Source organism: Paucibacter sp. B2R-40 (genome assembly GCF_025717555.1).
Lineage (GTDB): Bacteria > Pseudomonadota > Gammaproteobacteria > Burkholderiales > Burkholderiaceae_C > Paucibacter_A.
Genome location: NZ_JAJIRP010000007.1, coordinates 179,176 through 201,458 on the forward strand (window position 1 = coordinate 179,176; position 22,283 = coordinate 201,458).

The 22,283-nt window shown below is 58.6% G+C and carries 17 protein-coding genes and 1 riboswitch; of the genes, 5 read left to right on the plus strand and 12 right to left on the minus strand.

Annotation, left to right across the window (positions count from 1 at the left end):
- Nucleotides 1–72: 72 nt before the first annotated feature.
- From LNV09_RS15635 to LNV09_RS15675, 9 genes are all read right to left on the minus strand, one after another.
- The gene (locus tag LNV09_RS15635; protein ID WP_263557992.1) at nucleotides 73–1,278 is read right to left on the minus strand and encodes a type IV pilus modification PilV family protein; all 1,206 of its coding nucleotides are present in this window, start codon (nucleotides 1,276–1,278) and stop codon (nucleotides 73–75) included.
- 1 nt (nucleotide 1,279) lies between these two features.
- Nucleotides 1,280–2,578, minus strand: a complete 1,299-nt coding sequence (locus LNV09_RS15640) for a pilus assembly PilX family protein (RefSeq protein WP_263557993.1) — start codon at nucleotides 2,576–2,578, stop codon at nucleotides 1,280–1,282.
- Nucleotides 2,575–3,309, minus strand: a complete 735-nt coding sequence (locus LNV09_RS15645; RefSeq protein ID WP_263557994.1) for a PilW family protein — start codon at nucleotides 3,307–3,309, stop codon at nucleotides 2,575–2,577. The genes LNV09_RS15640 and LNV09_RS15645 overlap by 4 nt, the downstream gene beginning before the upstream one ends.
- Nucleotides 3,297–3,866 (minus strand): pilus assembly FimT family protein, encoded by a 570-nt coding sequence (locus tag LNV09_RS15650; protein ID WP_263557995.1) that lies wholly within the window; start codon nucleotides 3,864–3,866, stop codon nucleotides 3,297–3,299. The genes LNV09_RS15645 and LNV09_RS15650 overlap by 13 nt, the downstream gene beginning before the upstream one ends.
- Entirely contained in the window at nucleotides 3,851–4,354 is a 504-nt protein-coding gene (locus LNV09_RS15655; protein ID WP_263557996.1) for a type IV pilin protein, read from the minus strand. Before LNV09_RS15655 ends, LNV09_RS15650 begins: the two co-directional genes overlap by 16 nt.
- 105 nt (nucleotides 4,355–4,459) lie before the next feature.
- Entirely contained in the window at nucleotides 4,460–5,098 is a 639-nt protein-coding gene (locus LNV09_RS15660; RefSeq protein ID WP_263557997.1) for a GspH/FimT family pseudopilin, read from the minus strand.
- A 12-nt stretch (nucleotides 5,099–5,110) separates the two neighbouring features.
- Nucleotides 5,111–5,554, minus strand: a complete 444-nt coding sequence (gene nrdR / locus LNV09_RS15665) for a transcriptional regulator NrdR (protein ID WP_263557998.1) — start codon at nucleotides 5,552–5,554, stop codon at nucleotides 5,111–5,113.
- A 24-nt stretch (nucleotides 5,555–5,578) separates the two neighbouring features.
- Entirely contained in the window at nucleotides 5,579–6,826 is a 1,248-nt protein-coding gene (glyA, locus tag LNV09_RS15670) for a serine hydroxymethyltransferase (protein WP_263557999.1), read from the minus strand.
- A gap of 64 nt (nucleotides 6,827–6,890) precedes the next feature.
- Nucleotides 6,891–7,054: riboswitch (ZMP/ZTP riboswitch) on the minus strand.
- Nucleotides 7,055–7,118: 64 nt separating this feature from the next.
- On the minus strand, nucleotides 7,119–7,976 hold the full coding sequence (locus LNV09_RS15675) for a lytic transglycosylase domain-containing protein (RefSeq protein WP_263558000.1): 858 nt from the start codon (nucleotides 7,974–7,976) through the stop codon (nucleotides 7,119–7,121).
- Nucleotides 7,977–8,241: 265 nt separating this feature from the next.
- On the opposite strand from LNV09_RS15675, the gene LNV09_RS15680 reads away from it, so the two are divergent.
- Nucleotides 8,242–9,819, plus strand: coding sequence for a UbiD family decarboxylase (locus tag LNV09_RS15680; RefSeq protein ID WP_263558001.1), 1,578 nt, complete (start codon nucleotides 8,242–8,244; stop codon nucleotides 9,817–9,819).
- Nucleotides 9,820–10,052: 233 nt separating this feature from the next.
- On the opposite strand, the gene LNV09_RS15685 is transcribed toward LNV09_RS15680, so the two are convergent.
- Complete coding sequence (locus LNV09_RS15685) at nucleotides 10,053–11,759, minus strand: ShlB/FhaC/HecB family hemolysin secretion/activation protein (RefSeq protein ID WP_263558002.1); 1,707 nt, start codon at nucleotides 11,757–11,759, stop codon at nucleotides 10,053–10,055.
- An 8-nt stretch (nucleotides 11,760–11,767) separates the two neighbouring features.
- The gene (locus LNV09_RS15690) at nucleotides 11,768–15,883 is read right to left on the minus strand and encodes an MBG domain-containing protein (RefSeq protein WP_263558003.1); all 4,116 of its coding nucleotides are present in this window, start codon (nucleotides 15,881–15,883) and stop codon (nucleotides 11,768–11,770) included.
- Between the two features lie 364 nt (nucleotides 15,884–16,247).
- On the opposite strand from LNV09_RS15690, the gene sbcB reads away from it, so the two are divergent.
- The 4 genes from sbcB (at nucleotide 16,248) to LNV09_RS15710 (ending at nucleotide 19,993) form a co-directional block, all read left to right on the plus strand.
- Nucleotides 16,248–17,693, plus strand: a complete 1,446-nt coding sequence (sbcB, locus tag LNV09_RS15695; protein WP_263558004.1) for an exodeoxyribonuclease I — start codon at nucleotides 16,248–16,250, stop codon at nucleotides 17,691–17,693.
- A 21-nt stretch (nucleotides 17,694–17,714) separates the two neighbouring features.
- Nucleotides 17,715–18,200 carry a YybH family protein gene (locus tag LNV09_RS15700; RefSeq protein ID WP_263558005.1) on the plus strand — a complete coding sequence of 162 codons (486 nt, stop codon included), beginning with the start codon at nucleotides 17,715–17,717 and terminating at the stop codon, nucleotides 18,198–18,200.
- 361 nt (nucleotides 18,201–18,561) lie between these two features.
- Nucleotides 18,562–19,506, plus strand: coding sequence for a GGDEF domain-containing protein (locus LNV09_RS15705; protein WP_263558006.1), 945 nt, complete (start codon nucleotides 18,562–18,564; stop codon nucleotides 19,504–19,506).
- A gap of 187 nt (nucleotides 19,507–19,693) precedes the next feature.
- Nucleotides 19,694–19,993 (plus strand): flagellar basal body rod protein, encoded by a 300-nt coding sequence (locus LNV09_RS15710; protein ID WP_263558007.1) that lies wholly within the window; start codon nucleotides 19,694–19,696, stop codon nucleotides 19,991–19,993.
- Between the two features lie 21 nt (nucleotides 19,994–20,014).
- On the opposite strand, the gene LNV09_RS15715 is transcribed toward LNV09_RS15710, so the two are convergent.
- A complete protein-coding gene (locus tag LNV09_RS15715) occupies nucleotides 20,015–22,078 on the minus strand; it encodes a sensor histidine kinase (protein ID WP_263558008.1) in 2,064 nt (687 codons plus the stop codon).
- Nucleotides 22,079–22,283 lie beyond the last annotated feature (205 nt).

The following is a 22,283-nucleotide window of genomic DNA, read 5'->3' on the forward strand; positions in this document are numbered from 1 at the left end:
TCGCTGGACCCGCCCTCATGCTTGAGCGGGCAAAGCGTAGATTGTCACTCAGCTGGCGCCTGTTTTGTTGACTCAGGGCTGGTGCAGCACGGTGGCGGTATTGCTGAAGTAGCCCGCGGACGGATTGAGGCCGTGACCGGCAGGGCAGCTTTCACTGGCCTTGATGACAAGAAAGTTCTGCCGGGTCAAGGCGCCACTCACATTGACGTATTCCAACGGGTGCTCGGCATTGGAGATACTGCCGTTGCCGTCATAGTCGGCCGAATAGCGGCAGATCTTGCGCTGGTTGGTGTCGCCAGGAGCAAGCGGCAAGCCCGCCAAATTGAGGCGGCCAGACCAAGTCCTGGGCACAGCATTGTTCGGGTAGACGATGCAGTAGTAGCTGACAGCAGAGCCCGCGTTTGCTGTTACTTGAGCGCTGTCGTCATAGCACTCATGCGATGGAGCGGCAGGCACCAAGCCGGCATCGAGCGTTTGTGCGGGGCTGTTGGGTGAATTCGGATCAGGTGGCGAGGTGAGCGAGAAACGCACGAAACCGCTGAGTAAAAGGCCAAAGGTGTTGTTGCTGCAAGCCGCTACATCGTCTTTGCTCAAGCCCGTGGCCAAGGTACCCATCGCGACCGTGCATTTGCCGACGATGACACCGCTCAGGTTGTCGAACACCCAAGCGACGGTGTCGTTCAATGTCGGTACAAATACGCTCGTGCCATTGCCTAGATCATGTGCGCTGACCGGTATGCTTGATTCGCGCCCCATCGGACCTTGGACAGTGAGCGAAGCGGGCGCGATCGTCAGCGCCGCGCTCAATCCCGGATCAGCGCGTGAAATGATGCTGTCGATCTGTACGAACTGAGGGCCGCTGGCCCTGTCAAGCCAGTCAACTCTGACCCGCACCGCAGTTTGTGCCGACTGAGCTTCCGCCCAGGGGTCGACGGTGCGCGTCAAGGAAAAAACCGCATTGCTGTTGGGGTCGCCGGCATTGGCATTGACGGCCGGGGTCGAGATATCAGCCCATGCCAGCACCCCGGCGGCTGGGTTGGCTGGGTCGGGATGAGCCAACACCGAATAGGCTCGCAAACTTTCCATCTCTCGTTGAGCCAATCGAATCGCCTCGCCGCGCTGCTTCGACAGGTCGGCTCCGCGACGCAAATTTCCTTGCAGCCCGACCAAGGCCAGCATGCCAAATGCCATGATCAGCAAGGCGACCATGGCCTCGATCAGGGCTACGCCGCGACCAAAACGTCGCACGTCATTCAACTTGAGTTGGTGGTTTTGCATTTCAGTTCCACCAGCTTCCCTGTACCCGTACAAAACTTCCGGCACGGTTCTTCAATTCATCCATGACACTGGCTTGGTACCAGATGTCGACGGTACCGTCGACAGCCAAATCACCGTCGACCAGCAGTGCCCCTTGCAATAGGGCGGGCAGTCCGGATGTATTGGTCCAAATGGTGTTGCCTCGCGCATAGAGAAGGCCGGTCAATTGCAAGCCCGCATCGATGCGAACAGGGCCTTCCACAACGATGAGCATCGGGCTGGTGGCGGACCCCAAGACTGTGGCACTCAAAATATCTAGTGGGCCATTGATCCAGGCAAGCCTGACTCCTTTGGCGTAGGCCGCAGCCAAGCTCGGCCCGCAATCAAGGGCGCAAGTGATTTGGCGCATGGCGGGCTGGTTTACATAGCGCTGCAGCGACATACCAAAAAACAACTTGAACATTTGTTCCGGGGTCGCTGAACCCAAACCCGGGTCCGCGAATATCAAGGCTTGCTGGATGGGAGTGCCCGGCAAGGTGTCCAGGCGAGCTTCCAGCAAATTCGGCACAGTGTCGTCACTGGTCAACAGCAACAAACCGTTACTGAGTGGCTCACTGTTGTGCAGGCCAATCCCATTGGCGCCCAGATTGATGCTTCCTCTGACAGTGAGTGCGGTGGCGGGTGGCACCTTCAAGGCGCTCAGCAGCGCGGCGTCCAATTGAACTACCGCGCGCGCCAGAGTCATATCGCTGGACATGGCGTCAGCTTCGCAGTTTTGCGCAACGCTGCTGGTGCATCCGACAGACTCTATGCGCAAGTTGCCCGCTCGATTGCCAACTGGCGAGATGAGGCTGACTTTAAAGCTAGGCTGCATATTGCTTGCGCTAGCCGGCGCTGCAGCAGCGGACCAAGTTCCCGTTGGGCAGTTGCAGACCCAGCGGCCCTGTGCCTCTGTGCGCACGCAATCAGCAACGCTTCTCCTGTTTGCGATGTTGGGTGTAATCACGATGCCGGAGGGCGCAATCTCTCTGCTTGTCGATGCGATAGTCAGGTAGCGGTCACGAAATCTATCTGTCGCTGCGTTGCCCGCCAAGCAGGCTTGATCAATCTTGAGTCCATTGAGCATGCCAAGCGCCCATTCCGCGCCGGCATCTGCGGCCTCCAGCGACACACCGGCTCGGTAGTAATTGCTCGCAATGCGTTGCTCAAAAATCATGTTTCGATTGGCATAGGCAGCCATCATGGCCATGATCAAGAACAGCACCATCACGACGACCAGCGTGGCCGCGCCACGCTCGCCACGGTGCAAGTGCACATTCATGGGCAGGCTCCGAGGATCTCGTCATTGCGAATTCGGCTGGTCACCTTAATCGTTCGTTCAACCTTGCTGTCATGGACAGCGTGGCCCGTCAAACTGATGTCATAGCGGCGAAGTATCTGGCGCGGCGGGCAGGTCGCACTGCCAGGTGGGCATGCCGAACTGCACAGATCATCCAAGGTGACTTGTTGCTCATTCAGACCAACGTCAAAGGCAGTGATGACCAAGACATTGATATCGGTCAGCGGCTGCCATCTGTCACCGAGTCTGAACTTGAGTACGCCGCCGTCTTCGATCTTGAAACCGAATCTTTCGGTGCTCGAAGTCATCTCATTGTCTTCCGGGTCCGCGATCGCGACGTTGGTGGATCTGTATCTATCCTTGTGGCGTGAATAGCTGTATTGAAGGATCGAACTTCCTTGCTCTGTAGCTAGGCTGGTCGGGGCATAGCGATTCGCCACTGGCGCCGGTACTGATCCGGGTGACCAAACACCGTTCTGAGGGACTGCCCAGGACCCTGCTCGGCGCAGATCTCGCAGCATCAGATCGGCTGCGGCACGCAAATCTTGCTGGACCTGCGTTTCCAGCGTGAGCCGCCTGTGCTCAGCCAGTTGATTGGTCATCATCACGCTTGCACCCGCCACCACGATCATGCCGACGGCAATACCGACCATCAGCTCGACCAGGCTGACGCCACGGATTCCTGTTCGGCTACCGCGTTTTATGCGGGACATGCCGGTACTCCACTGAAATTTCCTCCTGCGGGCACGCAGATAGACACCCGACCCATGGCGTTGACCTGGACTTGCAACTTTGAACCCCGCATGCCAGCCACGGTCACGGCAAATCCTTCTGGCGCAGAACTGGACATGCGCGGTGCCTCGAAGGAAATCAAGTCGGTCTGTCCCACGACATTCATGCTGACACCCATGCTGGTGGGCACTTGATAAGTTCTCAACTCCAGCTTTGTGCCGCTACAGGCAGTTCCGGACGGGCGGTTGCAAAGGCAATTTCCGAGCAAACCGTTGATGAAGATCGTGTAACAAGTCATGTCCGATGGCTGTGCAAATTTCACAAAGACAGGCAAGTTGCGGCCCAATCCGGCTTCGGCTCGGGCATAGGCCAAGTCATTGCTGAGAGTTTCAGCCACCATTTGAACCCGTCGGCGATTCAGCATGTCGGCCAAAGAGGGCGCAGCCAAGCCCAGCAAAATCCCGCTGACTGCCACGACAACCAGCACTTCTGTCAACGTGACACCCCGGAAATGGCGCCGACTCATTTTGGCCAACATTTTGCTGAACTATCCTGGTCACTGCTGTCTTTGGCTTCATAGTAAATACTGCCGCCATCGATGCGCATGGAAAGCGTGGTGCAGTCGCTATCGCGGCCCTGAGGACTGGCGGAGTCAGCCATTGCCTTGGCGATGTAGCCGTAATTGAAACTGGCCGGATCGCGCACGCCAGCAAGGCTAAGGTTGTAATGTTTCCCAGGCGATTGGGTTCCTAGCTTGAGCTCATCATCACCCAAAGACGAGGCGTAGCTGCCGCGATTGCTGCGCCAACGCTCCTGCGCCTGCGCGATACCTGCCAGGGCGTTGATGGCATCGGCGCGCCGGCCTTTGGCGACTTGCTTTTGGTATATGGGCAGGGCCACCAAAGCCAAGATGGCAACAATGACCACCACGAACATCAATTCAACCAAGGTAAATCCAGTCACCAAGGATGGAGAATTTGTTCGTTCGAACAATGCAAAGCTGGATTTGGTTTTGGCAATTCTCATGCTGTGATTATGAGAATTCAGCGACCGGCGGCGGTGGCCTTGTCTTGCCGTTTGTCCTTGGGAAAAGGCCTTTGATCGAATCCCCCCGCATTCAAGGGGGTGGGCTCAGCAGCGCGGGAAAAGGTGTAATTCACCTGTCGGAGAGCAAGATCTGACTCGACCGGCAATACTGACCACGTGGCGGATGGTCTCGCCATTGTTCGAACTGATGTCTATGCTGCCCGTGCTGGTCACAGCCCCTTGGCGAGCTTGAAAGCTCATATTGGCGACATTGGCTCTGACCGCAATATTTTGGTCCGATGGAATCCACTCGAGCTTCAAGACTCGCTCGTTTGCTGCACAAACTGCTTGGCCGTTGGCTTCGCATTGGCATTGCCCGGATGCGCCCGTGTGCAGGATGTAGCAACTACCGCCAGCATGGCGACTGAATCTCAACTGCACGGCATCGGCACGACTGACTGCTTCGCTGCGTGCCTCTTGCAAATTGGCCATCATGGTCTGAGCCACCAACTCAAGCCTTTGGCGCTGTTTGAGTTGGGCCAGTGAGGGCAGCGCCATGGCCATCAGGATGGCGGGGACGGCGACGCACACGCATAGCTCAACCAAACTAAAGCCGCGGCACTGCAAAGAAGTGGACAGTAATTTGGGCACGGCGGACCTCTCATATTCAGTTGCGACTGAACACAATTTAGACCGCAATGTTCCCGACTTCTGTCCCTCTGGAGGGGGCTCCATATCCCCCATTGGGGGGGGTACTTAGATTTCCCGAATCAATTGCCTGAACTCGTCCACATCTTCAAAGCTGCGGTAGACGGACGCAAAGCGCACGTACGCGACCTTGTCGATTCGTTTCAATTCCCGCATCACAAGCTCACCCAAGCGCGTGGAGGGCAACTCGCGCGCGCCGCTGGTCAGCAAAGTTTCCTCAATCTTTGCCAGTGCGGCATCGATTTGTTCAATGCTTACAGGCCGCTTGCGAAGCGCCAGTTGCATCGAGGCGCGCACTTTTTTCGGATCGAAATCGGCGCGCGTCCCGTCCTTTTTGACCACCACGGGCAAGGCTATTTCTGCCCGCTCATAGGTGGTGAAGCGTTTGTCACAGCCCAAGCAGCGTCGCCTGCGGCGCACCACATCGCCTTCGTCCGATTCCCGCGTCTCTGCAACTTGGGTTTCGGCGTGACTACAAAATGGACAACGCATGAGCTGTGAGGACGGAGCGGTCTATCAACGGTAGACCGGGAAGTCACGCGTCAGCGCGGCGACTTTGGCTCGTACCGCAGCCAGATTGGCTTCGTCATTGGGATTGTCCAAGACATCAGCGATCAAGTTTGCAGTCAAGCGAACTTGCTCTTCCTTGAAGCCACGCGTGGTCATGGCCGGCGTACCCAAGCGAATGCCGCTGGTGACCATGGGCTTTTGAGGATCATTTGGAATGCCATTCTTGTTGCAAGTCATGTGCGCACGGCCCAAGACGGCCTCGGCTTCCTTGCCCGTCATGTTTTTCGGACGCAGATCAACCAGCATCACATGACTCTCGGTGCGGCCGGACACTATCCGCAAACCGCGCTTGATCAACTCCTCGGCCAAGACAACCGCATTTTTCAACACCTGTTCTTGGTAGGCCTTGAACTCAGGCGTCAGCGCTTCCTTGAAGGCAACGGCCTTGCCCGCGATCACATGCATCAAGGGGCCACCCTGAATGCCCGGGAAGATGGCGCTATTGATTTGCTTGGCTACGTGGTCCTTCATCAGGATGATGCCGCCGCGCGGTCCGCGCAGGCTCTTATGTGTCGTGGATGTCACAACGTCGGCATGTGGCACCGGATTGGGGTAGACGCCGGCGGCAATCAAGCCCGCGTAGTGCGCCATGTCGACCATGAAATAGGCACCGATTTCCTTGGCAATATTGGCAAAGCGCTCGAAGTCAATGCGCAGGCTGTAAGCCGATGCACCGGCGATGATCAGCTTGGGTTTGTGCTCGCGCGCCGTGCGCTCCATCGCGTCGTAGTCAATCGCTTCGTTGGCGTCCAGCCCATAGCTGACCACCTTGAACCACTTGCCGCTCATATTCAACGGCATGCCGTGGGTCAAGTGGCCGCCTTCCGACAAGCTCATGCCCATGATGGTGTCGCCGGGTTGCAGCAGCGCAAAGAACACGCCTTGATTGGCCTGTGAGCCCGAATTCGGTTGCACATTGGCATTCTCGGCGCCAAACAATTGCTTGACTCGGTCAATCGCCAATTGCTCGACCACGTCGACATATTCACAGCCGCCGTAATAGCGCTTGCCGGGATAACCTTCTGCGTACTTGTTGGTCAGTTGACTCCCCTGCGCCTGCATGACTGCAGGTGAGGTGTAGTTCTCGGACGCGATCAACTCGATATGGTCTTCTTGGCGCTGGTTCTCGTTTTGAACGGCGGCCCACAAATCGGGGTCGACAAGCGCAAGAGTGGAAGTGCTACGGTCAAACATAGATGGGTGCATTGCTCAAAAAATGGAGTCCCCATCTCGACAGGCCTCAATTGGCTTGGAAAAACGGGGCTGCCCAGGCGAACGGCTGAAAACAGCTTCTGAAAGCTCGAAGCTGCCCGCGCTTCCCGGTGGTCCACCACCTCGGGATGCCCCTGATTCGGCCGTAGATGCCCAAAAAGCAAAGACCGCTGCAGGACGCAACCTTGATCGCCAGTCGCGCAGAATTTGGAGTGTAGCGCCTGCCGGGATCCCTCTGCTGATTGGGCATGCAGGCGGTTGGCGCGCCTATCAGTCAGCGTGCCAGTGCGACACGCTCATCGGTGACTCTGGCCTCGATCTCTGGAGGTGCACTCTTCGTCGGCAGGCTCTCGCGCAGCGGCTTGTCGATCGGCTTGCGGCCTGCCGCAACGGCCTTCATTTGCTCATGCATGGCCAACACACGTTGTGCATATCCGCCGTCATCGGGCAAATTAGCCGCGCCTACATAGTGTTTCAGGCCTTCGTCCACGCTGCCTGCTCTTTGAATGTTTTCCTTGAGCACTTGCACGCCAACTCGAAGATTGGTAATCGGGTCAAAAGCGGCGAGGTTGCCGCCAAAGGCCTTGTATTTGTCGTTGTGCACGCTGGTCAGCACCTGCATCAGCCCCTGCGCTCCGACCGAGCTTTGTGCAAAAGGATTGAAACTGGATTCAATCGCCATGATGGCCAGGATCAAGGTGGGTTCAACCTGCGCACGCTGGCCCACGGACCAGGCTTCTTGTACCAACCGGCTGATAGGTTCGGGAGCCACTCTGTACTTGCCGGCCAACCAATGCGCAATCGCTGCCTGCTGCCTTGGTAGATCCTTGGGGTCCGAGGCCGTGGCCCGGTTCACCGCATCGGGCTCATTGCTGGCGAACAGCGTGTTTCCTTCCGCCATTGCGCGAGCTTCTTCGCGGTCATGCAGCCAACCCAGGGCGTGGCCCTCGAGACGCTGCTGTAAGTCGACTTGGCTGGCGAAGGTGAAAACAAGCGCAACCACAGCCAAGCCAACGAGGGCAAGGGTGTTGTGGCTCACCACCAGCAATCCTTGGCCGATGTCGCGAGCAAACAAGGACAAGGCGGCACCGGTATTGCGTGCCAGGGACAAAATTTCTAGACGCGCTGTCATGCGACTCCTTTGTTCTCTACCGCTCGCCTGCCTTGCGCTGTTGAGCGATGGCTGACTTGCGGAAGTGATAATGGGCCGGACCGTATGCAGCTGAAACGACCCAGGTCGTAGCATTTGCATAGGATTGCCGTCCATCGGCAGCGGGGCGTCTTCGCCCTCCCTAGGCAAAGACACGGGTTTACCCTGAATAAACAGGACGAGCGGATTCTAAGGTCCAAAGATAACCCGTCAAGCTTATAAACCGTATTTATAATTACCAAAAGTTATGAAGTACCGTGATCTGCGTGAATTTATTGACGGTTTAGAAGCTGTAGGCCAGTTGCAGCGCATAACTGAGCCTGTCTCTCCAATATTGGAAATGACGGCCCTGAGTGACCGCGTCTTGCGTGCTGGCGGCCCGGCTCTGCTGTTTGAGAATCCAGTCGGCCATAAAACTGCCGTGCTGACGAATCTTTTCGGTACAACCGACCGAGTGGCGCTGGGCATGGGCGCGCGGAGCTTGCAGGACTTGCGCCAAGTCGGCCATGTGCTGGCTAACTTGAAGGAGCCCGAGCCTCCCAAAGGCATCAAAGATGCCGGGCGATTGCTGCAGATGCTCAAGTCATTGTGGGACATGAAGCCCGTCGTGGTTCGCAGGGCGGCGTGCCAGCAAGAGGTATTCGAGGGTTCGGAAGTCAATTTGAAGGCCTTGCCGATCCAGACTTGCTGGCCTGGCGATATTGGGCCCCTGATCACCTGGGGGCTGGTCGTCACCCGTGGCCCACAGAACATCGCGCAGCCGCGAGCAAGGCAGAACTTGGGCATCTATCGCCAGCAAGTCATCGCCCGCAATCAAGTGATCATGCGTTGGCTGGCGCACCGGGGTGGCGCCCTGGATTTTCGCGATTTCGCGCTGGCCAACCCAGGTCAGCCATTCCCCTTGGTGGTGGCGCTAGGTGCGGACCCCGCGACGATTTTGGGGGCCGTCACGCCTGTGCCTGATGCACTGTCTGAATATCAATTTGCCGGCTTGTTGCGTGGATCGCGTACCGAGTTAGTGGACAGCGGCGCCGGTCAAAATGGACGCATGCTGCAGGTACCTGCCAGTGCCGAGATTGTCTTGGAGGGTTGCATACCGGCTGCGGCAATTGGCTATAGCGGGCTCAGTGAAGACGGCGTGCGCCTGAAAGAGAAGGGCGGTTACTTGCATGCGCTGGAAGGGCCGTTCGGTGACCACACCGGCTACTACAACGAGCAAGATTGGTTCCCGGTTTTTGAGGTGCGCCGCCTGACGCAGCGCAGCCAGCCGATCTATCACTCCACTTACACCGGCAAGCCGCCGGACGAACCCGCCATTTTGGGCGTGGCCTTGAATGAGGTGTTCGTACCAATTTTACAAAAGCAGTTCAGTGAAATCGTCGATTTCTACCTGCCGCCCGAGGGCTGCAGCTACCGCATGGCTGTGATCTCGATCAAGAAAGCCTATCCGGGTCATGCCAAACGGCTGATGTTTGGCTTGTGGAGTTATTTGCGCCAATTCATGTACACCAAATTCATTGTGGTGGTTGACGATGACATCAATATTCGTGATTGGAAAGAAGTGGTCTGGGCCATCACGACACGCATGGATCCCGTCCGCGACACCACCTTGGTTGACAGCACGCCGATTGATTACCTTGACTTTGCCTCTCCGGTCAGTGGCTTGGGCGGAAAAATGGGTCTGGACGCGACCAATAAATGGCCAGGCGAGTCCACGCGGGAGTGGGGTGTGCCCATCGCCATGACGGTGGAGGTACAAAAAAGTGCCGACCGCTTGTTTGAGCAACTGTTCGGAACTTCAGCATCGGGTTTGCCCGGGGCTTGAAAGTCTGGAAGTTTTCGCCTAAATTTGTAATGCCTGTTTAAGGCACAACCTCTGGCGCAATCATTGCGCGCCAGGAGCCCTTCGGCAAATCGCCTTAGAGCCCCAAAGGTGGCGTAAGCCATCCACCCTCCGCCGCCTTCTGGCCCCGGAGGGTTTCTCATTTTGGCTGACTGGTTTTAGTCGGTCTTTCTAGTACAAGCGGGGCAAGCATTGCATCGCGGCCAACCCTGCCACTAGATTCGGTAGATCAGGCTGATCCAGGCAATCGGCTTCTTTTGCGTGCTGGTGTCTGCTTGCGGCGGACCGCCTTTGCCTCGCCAAGCCAAAGCGGCGTCCAACTCCCAAGTATTGATCTGCATCCTGGCCCCTAAGCCCGCACCACTCAGTTTGCGACTGTTCTGCAGTGTTTGCGGCGCTGGCACTTTGTTAATTTGCACCTTGCCTATGTCAAGAAAAGCATAGGGTGCCAAGGTGCCAAGGGCGTAGCGCAGTTCCATCTGAGTTAACCAGGCTTGGTCGCCCGTTGCTTCGCCATTGGGGAAACTTCTAACGCCGCCTGCGCCGCCAAGGGTGATGCGCTCGCTCGAATCCAGGTTCTTGTCCGCCATTTGAGCGCTGAGGCGGCCGAAGAAGCTCAGGCCTGTCGTCAAGTTTTGCATGCGCACAAGATCAAGGTTGATTTTGTTGAAGCGACCTGCCGTATGGTTGTCATCGACCGAACTGAGGGGTTCGGCCAACTTGAGCTTGCCCGGTGTCAAGCTAAGGCTGCCGAAGCTAACGCCCCCCAGTCCGAGCTTGTCTCGGCGGTCAAACTCGAACGCAAGCACAAGTGCATCGCTGGACTTGCCTTCGCTGATGCCTGCTTTGGAATCCTGCAGTCGTTTATGCTGATATCCGGCCGAGACTTTCAGATTTGCATTGTTGGTGCGCAGCAAGGGGTAGTTCAACCCCAGATTGCTGACTTTGGCAGTCCCCCTGGCATCGGCCGAGGCAAATTCCTTGCCCAGTTGATAGTCAGTGTGGGCGTAGCCGAAGGTGGCACGCAGGCCTTGGCTGCCCAGCGGTGTGTTGTAGGTCAGGCTACCCAGCCAAAGTTTTTCATCACTGACGAGGCTGCGCAGGCTGATCTGGTCGCCTAAGCGCAAGGGGCTGTTCCAGTCCAGATTGACTTGCAAGCGATTGCGGCCGCTATAGCGATTGCCATGGTTGTCCAGGCCGACGCTGCCTAGCAGGGTCGAAGCGCGAGTGACTTCCACCTCAAGATCGCCGCTGCCGACTTTGCTCCCTGGTTGCATCAAGGGAACGGCCAGGACTCCGGGCAGATCGCCCAAAATCAAAGTCACACGCTCAAGTGGTTCACTTGATATGACGACGCCGGTTTGGAGCGCGCTCAGGAACTGTTCTGCCTGTGCAGCCCAAGATGGGTTGCTGCTCTTCGTCCGGATCTGACCGAACTCCCCCTCCAGCACCTGGATGCGCAAAATACCGTCGCGTAGATCTTGCGGCGGCAAGTAGGCGCGAGCAAAAAGAAAACCCCGTTGCTGGTAGAACTCGCCGACCCGGTCGGCCAAGCCGCGCAGGCCGGCCATGTCAAACTTGTTGCCTTGAGCGTCGGCCAGCAGTGCGACCAGCGAGTCGTTGTCGATCACTGTATTGCCGCCAATTTGCACCGAGTTGATCAGCACCTGCGTGCCTCCGGGCAGCACAATCTCCGTGCTTGGGGCAGGCATCGTGAGCCGCGGCGCTTGGCGCTGCGGTTCAGGCAGGCGTCTGAGTTCTTGCGATAGTTGCCCGGCATCCGGTGGGGTTTGTGCATTTGCGCTCAGACTCGCTATGCCGGTGATCAAGGTCAAACTGGCTAGGCTCACGAGGCGCAAGACATGGGTTTCAGATGGAGCCATGAATTGAGGACTGGTGGAGCAACGATACTGACGATTCATGGCTTGATTCATTGTTCTTTCCCTCCTTCTTGACCCGTAGTTGGCGCGGCGCGCAAGTCCGGCAATCGAATGCCTCCTGCGAGTACCAACATTCGCAGGGCGCCGGTGGATCCGATCGAGTTCGATGTATCGCTCGTGAGTGGCGCGGCCGGCGCCGTTTGTTTGGAAGAGCCGGCGGCCTCATTGCTCGAGCTTGCGGCTGGCGTGGCCGATGCGTCGATCAAGACAAAGGCGCCGGTATCGAACTTGGGTACGCTTATCGACGGGGGAATGGCCACGACAGTTGTGGCGGACGGTGTGTTGCCGGCAATCACGTTGGCATTGACTGCCGGGGTGATGCTCAAGTCCCCGTTGATGGCAGTGATGGCGTAATTGCTATTGTTCAAGGCCTGAGCATTGATGACGTGATTGCCGATGCTCTCGCCGGCGGCACGACTGAGTGCCCCGCCGAGGCTGTCGCCAACGACGAGGGTGCCGCCGCTGACCTGGTAGCTGAGGGTGGGATCGGCGTTGCCATAGGTCTTGGACTTGTTATCGGCCGTGACTGTGATGGGCCGCTGGGTAATACTGAAGATGCTGTTGACGGGCGTGATGGCGTAGTTGGCATTTGCCAGCGCCGATGGGTCAATGGCATAGCTGCCGACATTGTTGCCGCTCGCACGCGTCAGGCCCCCAGCCAGCGTGTCTTCTCCGACCAAATTCCCGCCGCTGACCTGCCAAGTGAGGGCTGGATCGGCGTTGCCGTAGACCTTGCCCTTGGCATCTGCCGTCACAGTGATGGGACGCGGGCTGATGCTCAAAACACCGCTTTTGGCGTTGACCACATAGTTGCCGTTCACCAAAGCCGAAGCATCGACCGCGTAGTTGCCGACATTGCTGCCCGGCGCACGTGTGAGAGTCCCCGAGAGCGTATCTTCACCGACCAGGTTTCCGCTGCTGACTTGCCATGTCAAGGCCGGGTCGGCGTTGCCATAGACCTTGTTCTTGGTGTCCGCCGTCACGGTGATGGGGCGCGGATTGATTGTCAGAGTGCCGTTGTTGGCTGTGATCAAGTAGTTGGCGTTCGCCAAGGCCGAAGCATCGATTGCGAAGTTGCCGGCGTTGCTGCCCACCGCACGTGTGAGTGACCCCGAGAGCGTATCTTCACCGATCAAATTGCCGCTGCTGACTTGCCAGGTCAGGGCCGGGTCGGCGTTGCCATAAACCTTGTTCTTGGCGTCCGCTGTCACCGTGATCGGCCTTGCGCTGATATTGGCGGTGGCCGAGGCGGTGGTGTTTTGCAGGGCGTAATTGGTCGCGTCGGCGCCACTGATACTGATGCCGCTGACCGTCACCGCTTTGGCATTGCCCGCATTGGCATTGGCAAAACTGGCGGTGCTGTGTGCGAAGCTCACCACATCGTCGGCAACGATGTCGGTCGAGCCGCCGACCGCGATAGCCACAGGGCTGCCGTCATAGACCTTGTTGCTGACCGTGTAGCTGGCCGTCAAGGGTTTGGCTGTGATGCTGCCCGTCACCGTGCCGCCACTTAAGCTGTAGTTGCTATTGGATAGAGCCAGACTGCTGCTGGCGAAGGCCGTGTAGGTACCGACGTTCTTGCTGCCCACCGCTGCCGAGCCCGTTACGGTAGGGCTGGCGTCGCCATTGAGCATGCCCGTCAGCGCGAAGCCTGACGCTATCGAACTGTTGCCGTCATAGGTCTTGCTGACGCTCAGGTTCAGCGAACGCGGGGTGATACTCCAATTGGCGGCAGCGCCGGCGTTCAAGGAGTAGGCTGCATTGCCCAAGGTGACGCCACTGGCATAGCTCAAGCTGTAGGTGCCGACATTGGATGTGCTGCTTGGCGCGCCCGTCCAGACCGCTGTGCCGGTGGCTGAAGCGTCTGAGATCAGGTTGCCTCCTGAATTGGCGTCGAAGAGCGAATAGCTGAAACTGGGCTGAGCGCCGTAGACGCTGCTGGCGGGGTTCAGGCGCAGATAAATGGGCGTGCTGCCACCGCCGGCGGCCTGTCCGACCGAAGTGATGGCGTTGTTGATCATGCTGACCGGCGCTCCGGCGTAATACCAAACAAAGCCGCCCGATTGGCCGCTGGCCAGATCGCTCAGGCGCTTGAACATGGCGTAGGAGCCGTCCACGCGGGCGCTGTTGATCAGCGAGGTTCGAGGGTCCTTGTTGGTGGAGTTGGACAGGCTACAGCAGCCAGCATGCGCCATGTCCACGCCGTCCGAAGTGGAATAGAACAACACGGCTCCGCCGGTAGTGCCGTCATTGTTTTCCGTAATCTTGAGCGCGTTCGAAGCGGTGTTTTGTGTGGGCAGGCTCACGAACGCATTGCTGACGATATTGCCCTTGGACTTGTAGCTGGAGTCACCCAGGCCCACATAGTCGTCGCGTGTCCCTATCCACAAACGTAGATTGCTGAGTGTGTTTGCGCCCAAATTGGTCAGCTGAGTTTCGGTCTTGGCGTATTGATTGCCTGTCAGCAACTCGAAACTGTTCTGTACGCGAATCAATTGGCCGGCACCCATATTTAAAGTGGCCATACTGACGATGGTGCCCAATCCCTCTCGATAGCCTGCAATGTTGATGGACTTGTTGCTCAGTGCAGCGTTGAAGCTGTCTTGCGTGGTTTTCACTGTCCCGTTGTAGTTCCAGCTATTGCTGCCGTCCCCACCCACAGCCACAGCCAGATCCAAGGGATTGCTGCTGTATGTCATCTGGTACCAGCCGTTACGGCCGGCGGTGACGTTGTCGAAATAGAAGGGCTGACGCAGCTGGCCACTGGTATCGATGGAGTCCTGGCTTCCATTGCCGAAGCGAAGTAGCCCGTTGTCCAGCACCAGGTTCTTGCTCACTCCGCCGCTGCCTTTTTGCCAGGTAAAGGCCGCCCCGTTTGGGATCAGGATCTTGACGCCATTGGCCACGTTGTATCCGGCACCAGTGCCGTTGCTGCTGGCCTGGCCATAGATAAAAGCAAGGCTTGCGCTGCCGCTGGCGTTGAGGTCGGCATTGATATTGATGTGTCGCTCTGCCGTCAAGGTCAGCTTGTTGGCAGCCCAGCTGACTGTGTCATTGACATGGATGTCGCCATTGCCGCCTGTGGTGCCCTGGCTGGCGGTGGCTATGGTCACGTTGCCACTGCCCAGATCGGTGCTCAGTTGTGCGCCGGTGATATTGCCGCCGCTGGCTGCGATCGTGTAGTCGTTAGGGTCGATCAACCAATTGCCGTTTTGACCATTGGCACTGAGCGTTGTGACGACCCGACCCGCATGGAATTCAAGCTGGGCTGCACTGGTCTCCACGAAGCCGCCGCGGCCGCCTTGGGGCGCACTTGCATCAAGCCGCCCACCCACAAGCACCCGGCCATGTTCGGCGTCGCCCAGCAGAAAAATTTCACCGGCTTGCCCGTTTGCCAAGGTGTGCGCCTCTGAAACGCCGGTATGGTTAATCACCGTTCGGGTGAGTTCACCTGCAGCTTTCGCGCTCAAATAGATCAAACCGCCATCGGCACGCGCGCCGCCGCCTTGTTCAATCAAGGCATCTACTGCGGCCTGCTCGACCTTCAACTTGACCGGGCCGCCCAGGTCCAGAATGACCTTGGAGCCCGCGCCCATCAGCACCTGGCCGCCGCTGGCGTTGATGCTGCCGCTATTGCTGATCTTGGCAGCAATCAACGCGACCGTGCCGCCCGCTGCGGCCGAAATCTGTCCCTGATTGATGATGGCGTTGGAACTGTCACCACTGAAACGGTAGGGGCCGGCGAGGAAGTCCTGCGTGTCCAGCTTCAAGGTACTGGCCACTAGCGAGCCGACATTGACCTGCGCTGTCGGCGTGAACAGTACGCCGTTGGGATTGAGTAAAAAGACCTGCCCGTTTGCATTCAAAGCGCCTTGGATGCGCGATACCTCGTTGCCCACCACACGGTTCAGGGCTACCGAACTGCTTGAGGGCTGAACGAAATTGACCGTATGGCCTGCACCAATATTGAAGCTGCGCCAGTCGGTTGCCAGCAAGGCGCTGTTTTGCTGCACCGTCAGCACATTGCCTAGCGTACGAATCTGCGCCTGACCCGCAACCACTTGGGCGCCACTGGGCAGATTGGCCGTACTCGGCGTTTGGGCCACGACCAAGCCGGCGCTGAAACAGGCGCTGAGGCAAGCGACGAATTGGCGTTTCCTCAGCGCTGAGCGGTACTTGTTGCGGCCATGGCTCGGAGGTGCAGAACAGTCAGTTGCTGTATGCCTCAGTAGGCTGGAGGAAGCCCATACAGGTTTTGATGGAAGACTCATGAAAGGACTCCAAGGGGTGGCAAGGTCTTGCTTTGATCGCGCTCTCAGCGAGCCAAATCTGCCCGGGGGCAAACAGCCTGGTATCGACAAAGAAAACACCGGCTTGAGTATTAATTCACGGTTTTTGCTGGTCCCGCAATAAGCGCGGGCCACAGTTCACGGCTTTGGCTTGACCGAACGATGCGTTAACCTCCCGGCCATGAACGAAATCACATTCTTCTGGCACGACTACGAAACCTTTGGTCGCATCCCCCGGCGCGACCGTCCGGCGCAGTTCGCAGGCCTGCGTACCGATGCCGACCTGAACGAAATCGGCGAACCCTTGATGCTCTATTGCCAGCCAGCACCGGACTTCTTGCCCGACCCCGAAGCCTGTTTGTTGACTGGCATCCTGCCGCAGACTTGCCTCGAAAAGGGCGTTCTAGAGCATCAGTTTGCCGACGCGATCGAAGCTGCTTTGGCCGAGCCCGGTACGGTTGGTGTGGGCTATAACTCGATTCGTTTTGATGACGAAGTGACGCGCCATTTGTTCTGGCGTAACTTGATCGACCCCTACGCGCGCGAGTGGCAAAACGAATGCGGTCGCTGGGACATTCTGGATGTCGTGCGCTGCGCCTACGCGCTGCGGCCGGACGGCATTCAGTGGCCCAAGCATGAGGACGGCCGACCTTCCTTCAAGCTTGAGCATCTGACGGTGGCCAACGGCTTGGTTCATGAGGCGGCACATGACGCGCTCAGCGATGTGCGCGCCACCATCGCGCTGGCAAGGCTGTTGAAGACGGCGCAGCCCAAGCTGTTCGAGTTTTGTCTTCGCTTGCGCAAGAAGGATGCGGTCTGGGCCGAAATTGGGGTGGGCCGACCCTTTTTGCACATCTCCGGCATGTATGGGCCTGAGCGCGGCTGCCTTGCTCTGGTCTGGCCCTTGGCGCCGCATCCGACCAATAAGAACGAGTTGATCGTCTGGGATTTGTCCACCGATCCTGCCGAACTGCTGAGCTTGAGTGCGGCGGACATTCGCGGCCGTATGTTCGTCAAGCAAGAGGATCTTGCCGAGGGCCTGACGCGACTGCCAATCAAAACCATTCACATCAACAAATCTCCCATCGTAATTAGCAATTTGAAGACTTTGTCGCCAGCGCTGGCCGCCCAATGGGGCTTGGATATGGCGCAGTGCTTGGCCCATGCCGAAACCTTGATGGGCAAGCAGGGGCGAGCGCTGGATGGTCTGTGGGGCGATGTGTTTCAACGCGACAAAGCGAGCAGCGCGCCGGATGTGGATGAGGATCTGTACGGTGGCTTTATCGGGCCGGATGATAGGCGCGCCCTGACACGCTTGCGCAGCCTGACGCCCGAGCAACTGACGCAGCGCGCCAGCGAAGGCAAGCTGAGCTTTGTAGATTCGCGATTGGACGAATTGGTGTTCCGCTTCCGCGCGCGCAACTGGCCCGCCAGCTTAAGCCCTGCTGAGCAAGAACGCTGGACCGCCCATTGCGCCGGGCGACTCCACGAAGGGCAGGGCGGCGCCCAGACCCTGTCAGCTCATTTCGAACAGATTGATCAGCTCAGCGAAGCGGCCGATGAGCGGGGCCAGGAAATCCTGGGGGCGCTCTATGACTACGCCGAGCAAATCGCTCCTTTGGCTTAGTGGCAGATGAAAGGGCACAAAATGAAGGCACTGTGTATTGGGGCCGCGTTCCCAATTGTGCTGAGCGTGCAGGCTGCGCCGTTGGAGCCTAGCCTTGCAAAAGGATGGCAGGCCGAGGTCGCCGCCGCCGAGTGCGCTTTCGCCGCCAGCATGGCGCAGCGCGACTTCGCGGCCTTCGAGCAGCGAGTGTCAGAGCAAGCTATTTTCTTTGGCGCTGCTGATCCCCTGCTCGGCAAGTCCGCCGTGCTGGCGGGGTGGAAGACCTATTTTGAGGCGCAGCTTGCGCCATTTTCCTGGGCACCGGATGAAGTGGTGGTGAGCCCGGACGGCAGCTTGGCGCATTCAAGCGGTTTGGTGCGAGACCCCAAGGGCGGCCTGCTGATGCGCTTTAACTCGGTTTGGCGTCAAGAATCGCCGGGCGTCTGGCGAGTGGTGGTCGACCGGGCCAGCCCTTTGACGGCGGCGGATCGAAGTGCGGCGTCAAAACCGAGCGCTACTGGGTGCTGAGCGCTTTGTGCACTTTGCCCTTGGGACTTGGCCGAACTGGGGTTGGCGAACAGGCTGAGCATGGTGCCGATCGCAATGCCAATCAAAGCGCCGCCTGCCAGTGAGTTGAGCATCTGACGGCCAAAGGAAGGCACGCGTCTAGGCTTGTTCTTTAGATGCAACTGCTGACTCATGAGCCTCCGAGGCGCTGGGTTAATGGGCTCAGTTTGTCGGTGTTTTGTAGCCCACACCAGGGTAGATTCCCCTGGGTTTGGTCAAAAGAGCTTGAATCAAAGGCTTGTTCGGGGTTTTCTGCGTGGCCTAAATGCCTTACACCTGCGATAGTCGAGATTCGGTGAAGCCACCGTCATAGGAGTTGCAGATGCATGAGGCAAATTCAAGGGAAGGTGCAGAGGGCGCACAAGAGCTCGGCGCGGCACGGATGCGGGCCTTATTGGTGCGTGCGCCAATGGCGGTGGGTTTCGTCAAGGACGGGACCTTTGCGCTGGTGAGCGAACATTTCAACCACTTATTTGGCCACGGCGATGACACCGATTTGACCGGGCAATCGATACGCGGCGTCTATGTCTCGGACGCGGCCTTGCACTCGGTGCAAGAACGCATGACGGCGGCCTTTGTCAGCGGGCGTCCTTTGGATGACGAATTCGAATTTGTGCGCCGCGACGGCAGTCGTTTTTGGGGTCGCCTGCAGGCCACGCCGGTGCATTGGGATGCGCCGACAGGCGAGGCGCTTTGGCTGCTGGATGATGTCACTGCGGCGCGGGCCTTGCGCATGCAGCCGACCTGGACGGCCAAACATGACGCCTTGACCGAATTGGCGAATCGGCGTGAATTCGAGCGTCGATTGGCGGAGCATGTCGGGAGTCGCCGGCATGAGCCTGTGTCGGTGCTGTGGGTCGATGTGGATCACTTCTCCGAGGTCATCGCCGGCATGGGCGTTGAAGTGGGCGACCATTTCCTCTACGGTCTGGGGCAATTGTTGATCACCAAGGTGCGTGCTTCTGATTTGGTGGCGCGACTCGAGAACGACTGTTTCGCGGTGCTGCTGCCCAATTGTGACCAGCATTACGCCGAGATCGTGGCCGAAAAAATGCGCTCTGGCATCGCCGGTTTCCGGTTGCGCTGGGGCTTGCACCGTACTCGCGTCAAGGCCTGTGTCGGTGTGGTGCAGTTGCAAGCGACGCTGGAAAGCGTTGATGCAGTCATTGGAGCGGCCGTATTGGCCTGCACCGAGGCCAAAGCGGCCGGGGGCGACAGTGTGCGCGTCTTCATTTCCGCCGGAGGCTACGAGGAACTGGCGGGATAGTTGGACTGGCCCTGTCTCTTGATCAGCCCACCCTTGCCCAGGTGGGCTTTTTTGCGACTGATCAAGGCTAGGGTTTGTACGGCGTGAAGAAATGACGGGAAATATCCCTTCTTTTCTAAAGTTCTGGCGCCGGCTGCCGATGATGTCTTCAGAATCCAGGCATTCACCAGCAGTACGGAGTTTCGCCATGTCCATCGGTCTGTCCACCGCCCTGTCCGGCATCTCCGTCGCCAATGAGCGCCTGCGCGCGTCCGCCAACAATATCGCCAATACCCAGACCACGGATTTCCGCCGCCAGCAAGTGGAAGCACAAACTTTGGAATCGGGCGGCGTCAAAGGCCAACTGCGTCAAGTCAACTCGGTCGGCAATGCGGTCGAGGCCGATTTAATCACTCAAAAATCCGCCACCTACGCTTTTGTGGCCAATTTGCGGGTGCTGCAAACCCAGTTGGATGCTTCCGGCACCTTGCTGGACATTCACGCTTGACTGCCTAGGTCCGGCTTGCCATCAGCGCAAGGGCAAGCTCAAGGTGACACCGGTCCCCTGGCCGATTTGGCTATGCACTGAAATCTGACCTTGCAGCATCTCCTCCACCAGCATGCGCACAACGCTAAGCCCTAAGCCGGCTCCCGAGCGGCCCAATTGCCCACTGAAGAAGGGGTCAAAGATGCGCGGTAGTGCCTGGGCCGCTATGCCGCAACCGTTGTCCTGCAGGCGCAGTACCAGCCGGTCTTGCTGAACCTGCAAGCTCACACTGAGTTTGGGGTCTCTTGCCTGCTTCAAGCCATGCTCGACGGCGTTGTCCAGCAATTCCTTCAACACATCGCTCAAGGCATGCATGGGGCCCCGCATAGGGAGTTGGGCCGGCATGTCGCACTCGCAGCGGACGCCGGCAGCGTCCAAGCGGGCTTGTTGCTGCGCCAAGGTGTCGCGCATCAGCCAGCAAACATCAAAATCTTGAGCGGTCTCTTGCGCACTGTCGCTGGAAAGGGCTTTCAAGCGTTGCACCAGCGCGGTGGCGCTTTCCAGCGAGCGATCCACGAGCGAAGAGCATTGCTGCAGCGAACTGGCGGTTTCAGTCAGCGCCTGGCGGCGCACCTGACCTTCGTTGAGCCAATTCTCCAACTCGACGGCGCGGTCGTGGATCACCGACGCGCCCATTCGTGCATTGCCCAGCGGCGTGTTCAGCTCATGTGCCATGCCCACCACGACCCGGCCAAGTGCCAGCTGCTTCTCCTGCTGCATCAGGGCCTTTGAGGCCTGCGCCAACTCCAAGGTGCGGGCCGCAACGCGAGCCTCCAAATCTTCATTGGCTTGTTGCAAGGCTGCTTCGGCAGCTCGCCGGATGCTTGCTTCGGTTTGTAGTCGGGCCAAGGTCTGGCTCAGTTCTGCATTGCGGTTGGCTAAAGATTGTTCCAACTGATTGCCTTGGCGGGTCAGTTGCTCGTTTTCGATGCGGCTGTGCTGCAAAGCCGCCACGTCTTGCACCGCGTTCGACAAGGTCGCCGAGATCGCCCGCATGCGCTGACGATAGACATCCAGCAAGCTGTGGCTGGCTTGCACGGCAGCAGCAGCGTCGCCAGCGGCTTGGCCGTGTCGGGCGATGGCCCTCAAGGCGTACTCACGGACAAACTTGGTGGCTTCACCCTGGCTGCGGAGTTCAAGCTCATAGTCCAACACCTGTTGCCATGCAGTGGCAGCGCCGCGCTCTCTCCATTCGATCAACCGGCGCGATAGCTCGACGCCCAAGCCTGCGCCAACAAACTGCGCTCTCATGTCTTGCATCGCAGGGTCGTTCAAGGCATCGAGATGCAGGCGTGCCTCGACCGTATCGCCGACCAAACTTTCCACAAAAGACAAATTGAGGTGGCTGGCCAAGGCATTGGCCGCCAGCCCGTGGCGCTGCGCCACACTCAAGCCATCTTGGTGCAAGGCCTTGCAGCGCAGCCACAACGGTGCGCCTGCCGGTGCCATCTGTTCGTCGGCTAATACGAAGCAGGCGGTCGCGCCGCTGACCAGCAGCCGGTGCAGATTGAGCGGTGTGATGCGTTCTCGTTGGCTCAAAACCTGATCGACCAAGGTCAGCAAGCCCTCATACATCTCACCTTGCGTCATGACGGTTGACTGCGTGGCTTGAATGCTGTCGGCTACTTCATCTTCGCCCAGGCCCTGCAGCAGTTCGAGTGCGCGACTGAGTTGGGACAAGGCCCCATGGTGCATGCGCATGCGGTTCTGCAATATTGCCAACACATGCAGCGCCGTAGCTTCGATCAGGGGCTCGGCTTTCAACTGGGAGGCCAGGCTCGCCAACTCCATCGCCCGGTTGAGATTGCCAATATCGGCCACATGCACATCAGAGCGCAATTCGGCCTGCAAGCCCAGGATCTGTGCAAACAGCGCGTCGGCAGGCGACAGCGCCGCTGCAGCGCCACTTGTGGCCAGCTCTGCCAGCGCAGCGTTGGCTTGGGGCAATTCCAAACGAGTCAAGTGCGTGAGGGCGGCCATCAGCGCGCGGCGATGCGGGCCTTTGGCGGAGTGCGGATCCTGCGGTTCTTGCGAGCAATGCGCCATCGTTCATTCGCCTAGTTTCTTCTGGCTCCCTTGAACAGGGCCATTGTTGCCGAAAAGTTGGCGCCGGTGGCGCGAGCGAGCGTTGAACTCCCCGAGTCAGGGGACACCTGAACGCTTTGCGGATTGGCGAGGCGCCTCTGACATTGGCCGCGCAGCTGCAGTCACAGGGTTTGTCCGAGGGCGAAATTTCCCTTTCATCGCCGAG

Coding starts and splice junctions, on each gene's coding strand:
- LNV09_RS15635 (WP_263557992.1), bottom strand. CDS start 1,278: ATGCAAAACCACCAACTCAAGTTGAATGACGTGCGACGTTTTGGTCGC.
- LNV09_RS15640 (WP_263557993.1), bottom strand. CDS start 2,578: ATGAATGTGCACTTGCACCGTGGCGAGCGTGGCGCGGCCACGCTGGTC.
- LNV09_RS15645 (WP_263557994.1), bottom strand. CDS start 3,309: ATGTCCCGCATAAAACGCGGTAGCCGAACAGGAATCCGTGGCGTCAGC.
- LNV09_RS15650 (WP_263557995.1), bottom strand. CDS start 3,866: ATGTTGGCCAAAATGAGTCGGCGCCATTTCCGGGGTGTCACGTTGACA.
- LNV09_RS15655 (WP_263557996.1), bottom strand. CDS start 4,354: ATGAGAATTGCCAAAACCAAATCCAGCTTTGCATTGTTCGAACGAACA.
- LNV09_RS15660 (WP_263557997.1), bottom strand. CDS start 5,098: ATGGGGGATATGGAGCCCCCTCCAGAGGGACAGAAGTCGGGAACATTG.
- nrdR (WP_263557998.1), bottom strand. CDS start 5,554: ATGCGTTGTCCATTTTGTAGTCACGCCGAAACCCAAGTTGCAGAGACG.
- glyA (WP_263557999.1), bottom strand. CDS start 6,826: ATGTTTGACCGTAGCACTTCCACTCTTGCGCTTGTCGACCCCGATTTG.
- LNV09_RS15675 (WP_263558000.1), bottom strand. CDS start 7,976: ATGACAGCGCGTCTAGAAATTTTGTCCCTGGCACGCAATACCGGTGCC.
- LNV09_RS15680 (WP_263558001.1), top strand. CDS start 8,242: ATGAAGTACCGTGATCTGCGTGAATTTATTGACGGTTTAGAAGCTGTA.
- LNV09_RS15685 (WP_263558002.1), bottom strand. CDS start 11,759: ATGAATCGTCAGTATCGTTGCTCCACCAGTCCTCAATTCATGGCTCCA.
- sbcB (WP_263558004.1), top strand. CDS start 16,248: ATGAACGAAATCACATTCTTCTGGCACGACTACGAAACCTTTGGTCGC.
- LNV09_RS15700 (WP_263558005.1), top strand. CDS start 17,715: ATGAAGGCACTGTGTATTGGGGCCGCGTTCCCAATTGTGCTGAGCGTG.
- LNV09_RS15705 (WP_263558006.1), top strand. CDS start 18,562: ATGCATGAGGCAAATTCAAGGGAAGGTGCAGAGGGCGCACAAGAGCTC.
- LNV09_RS15710 (WP_263558007.1), top strand. CDS start 19,694: ATGTCCATCGGTCTGTCCACCGCCCTGTCCGGCATCTCCGTCGCCAAT.
- LNV09_RS15715 (WP_263558008.1), bottom strand. CDS start 22,078: ATGGCGCATTGCTCGCAAGAACCGCAGGATCCGCACTCCGCCAAAGGC.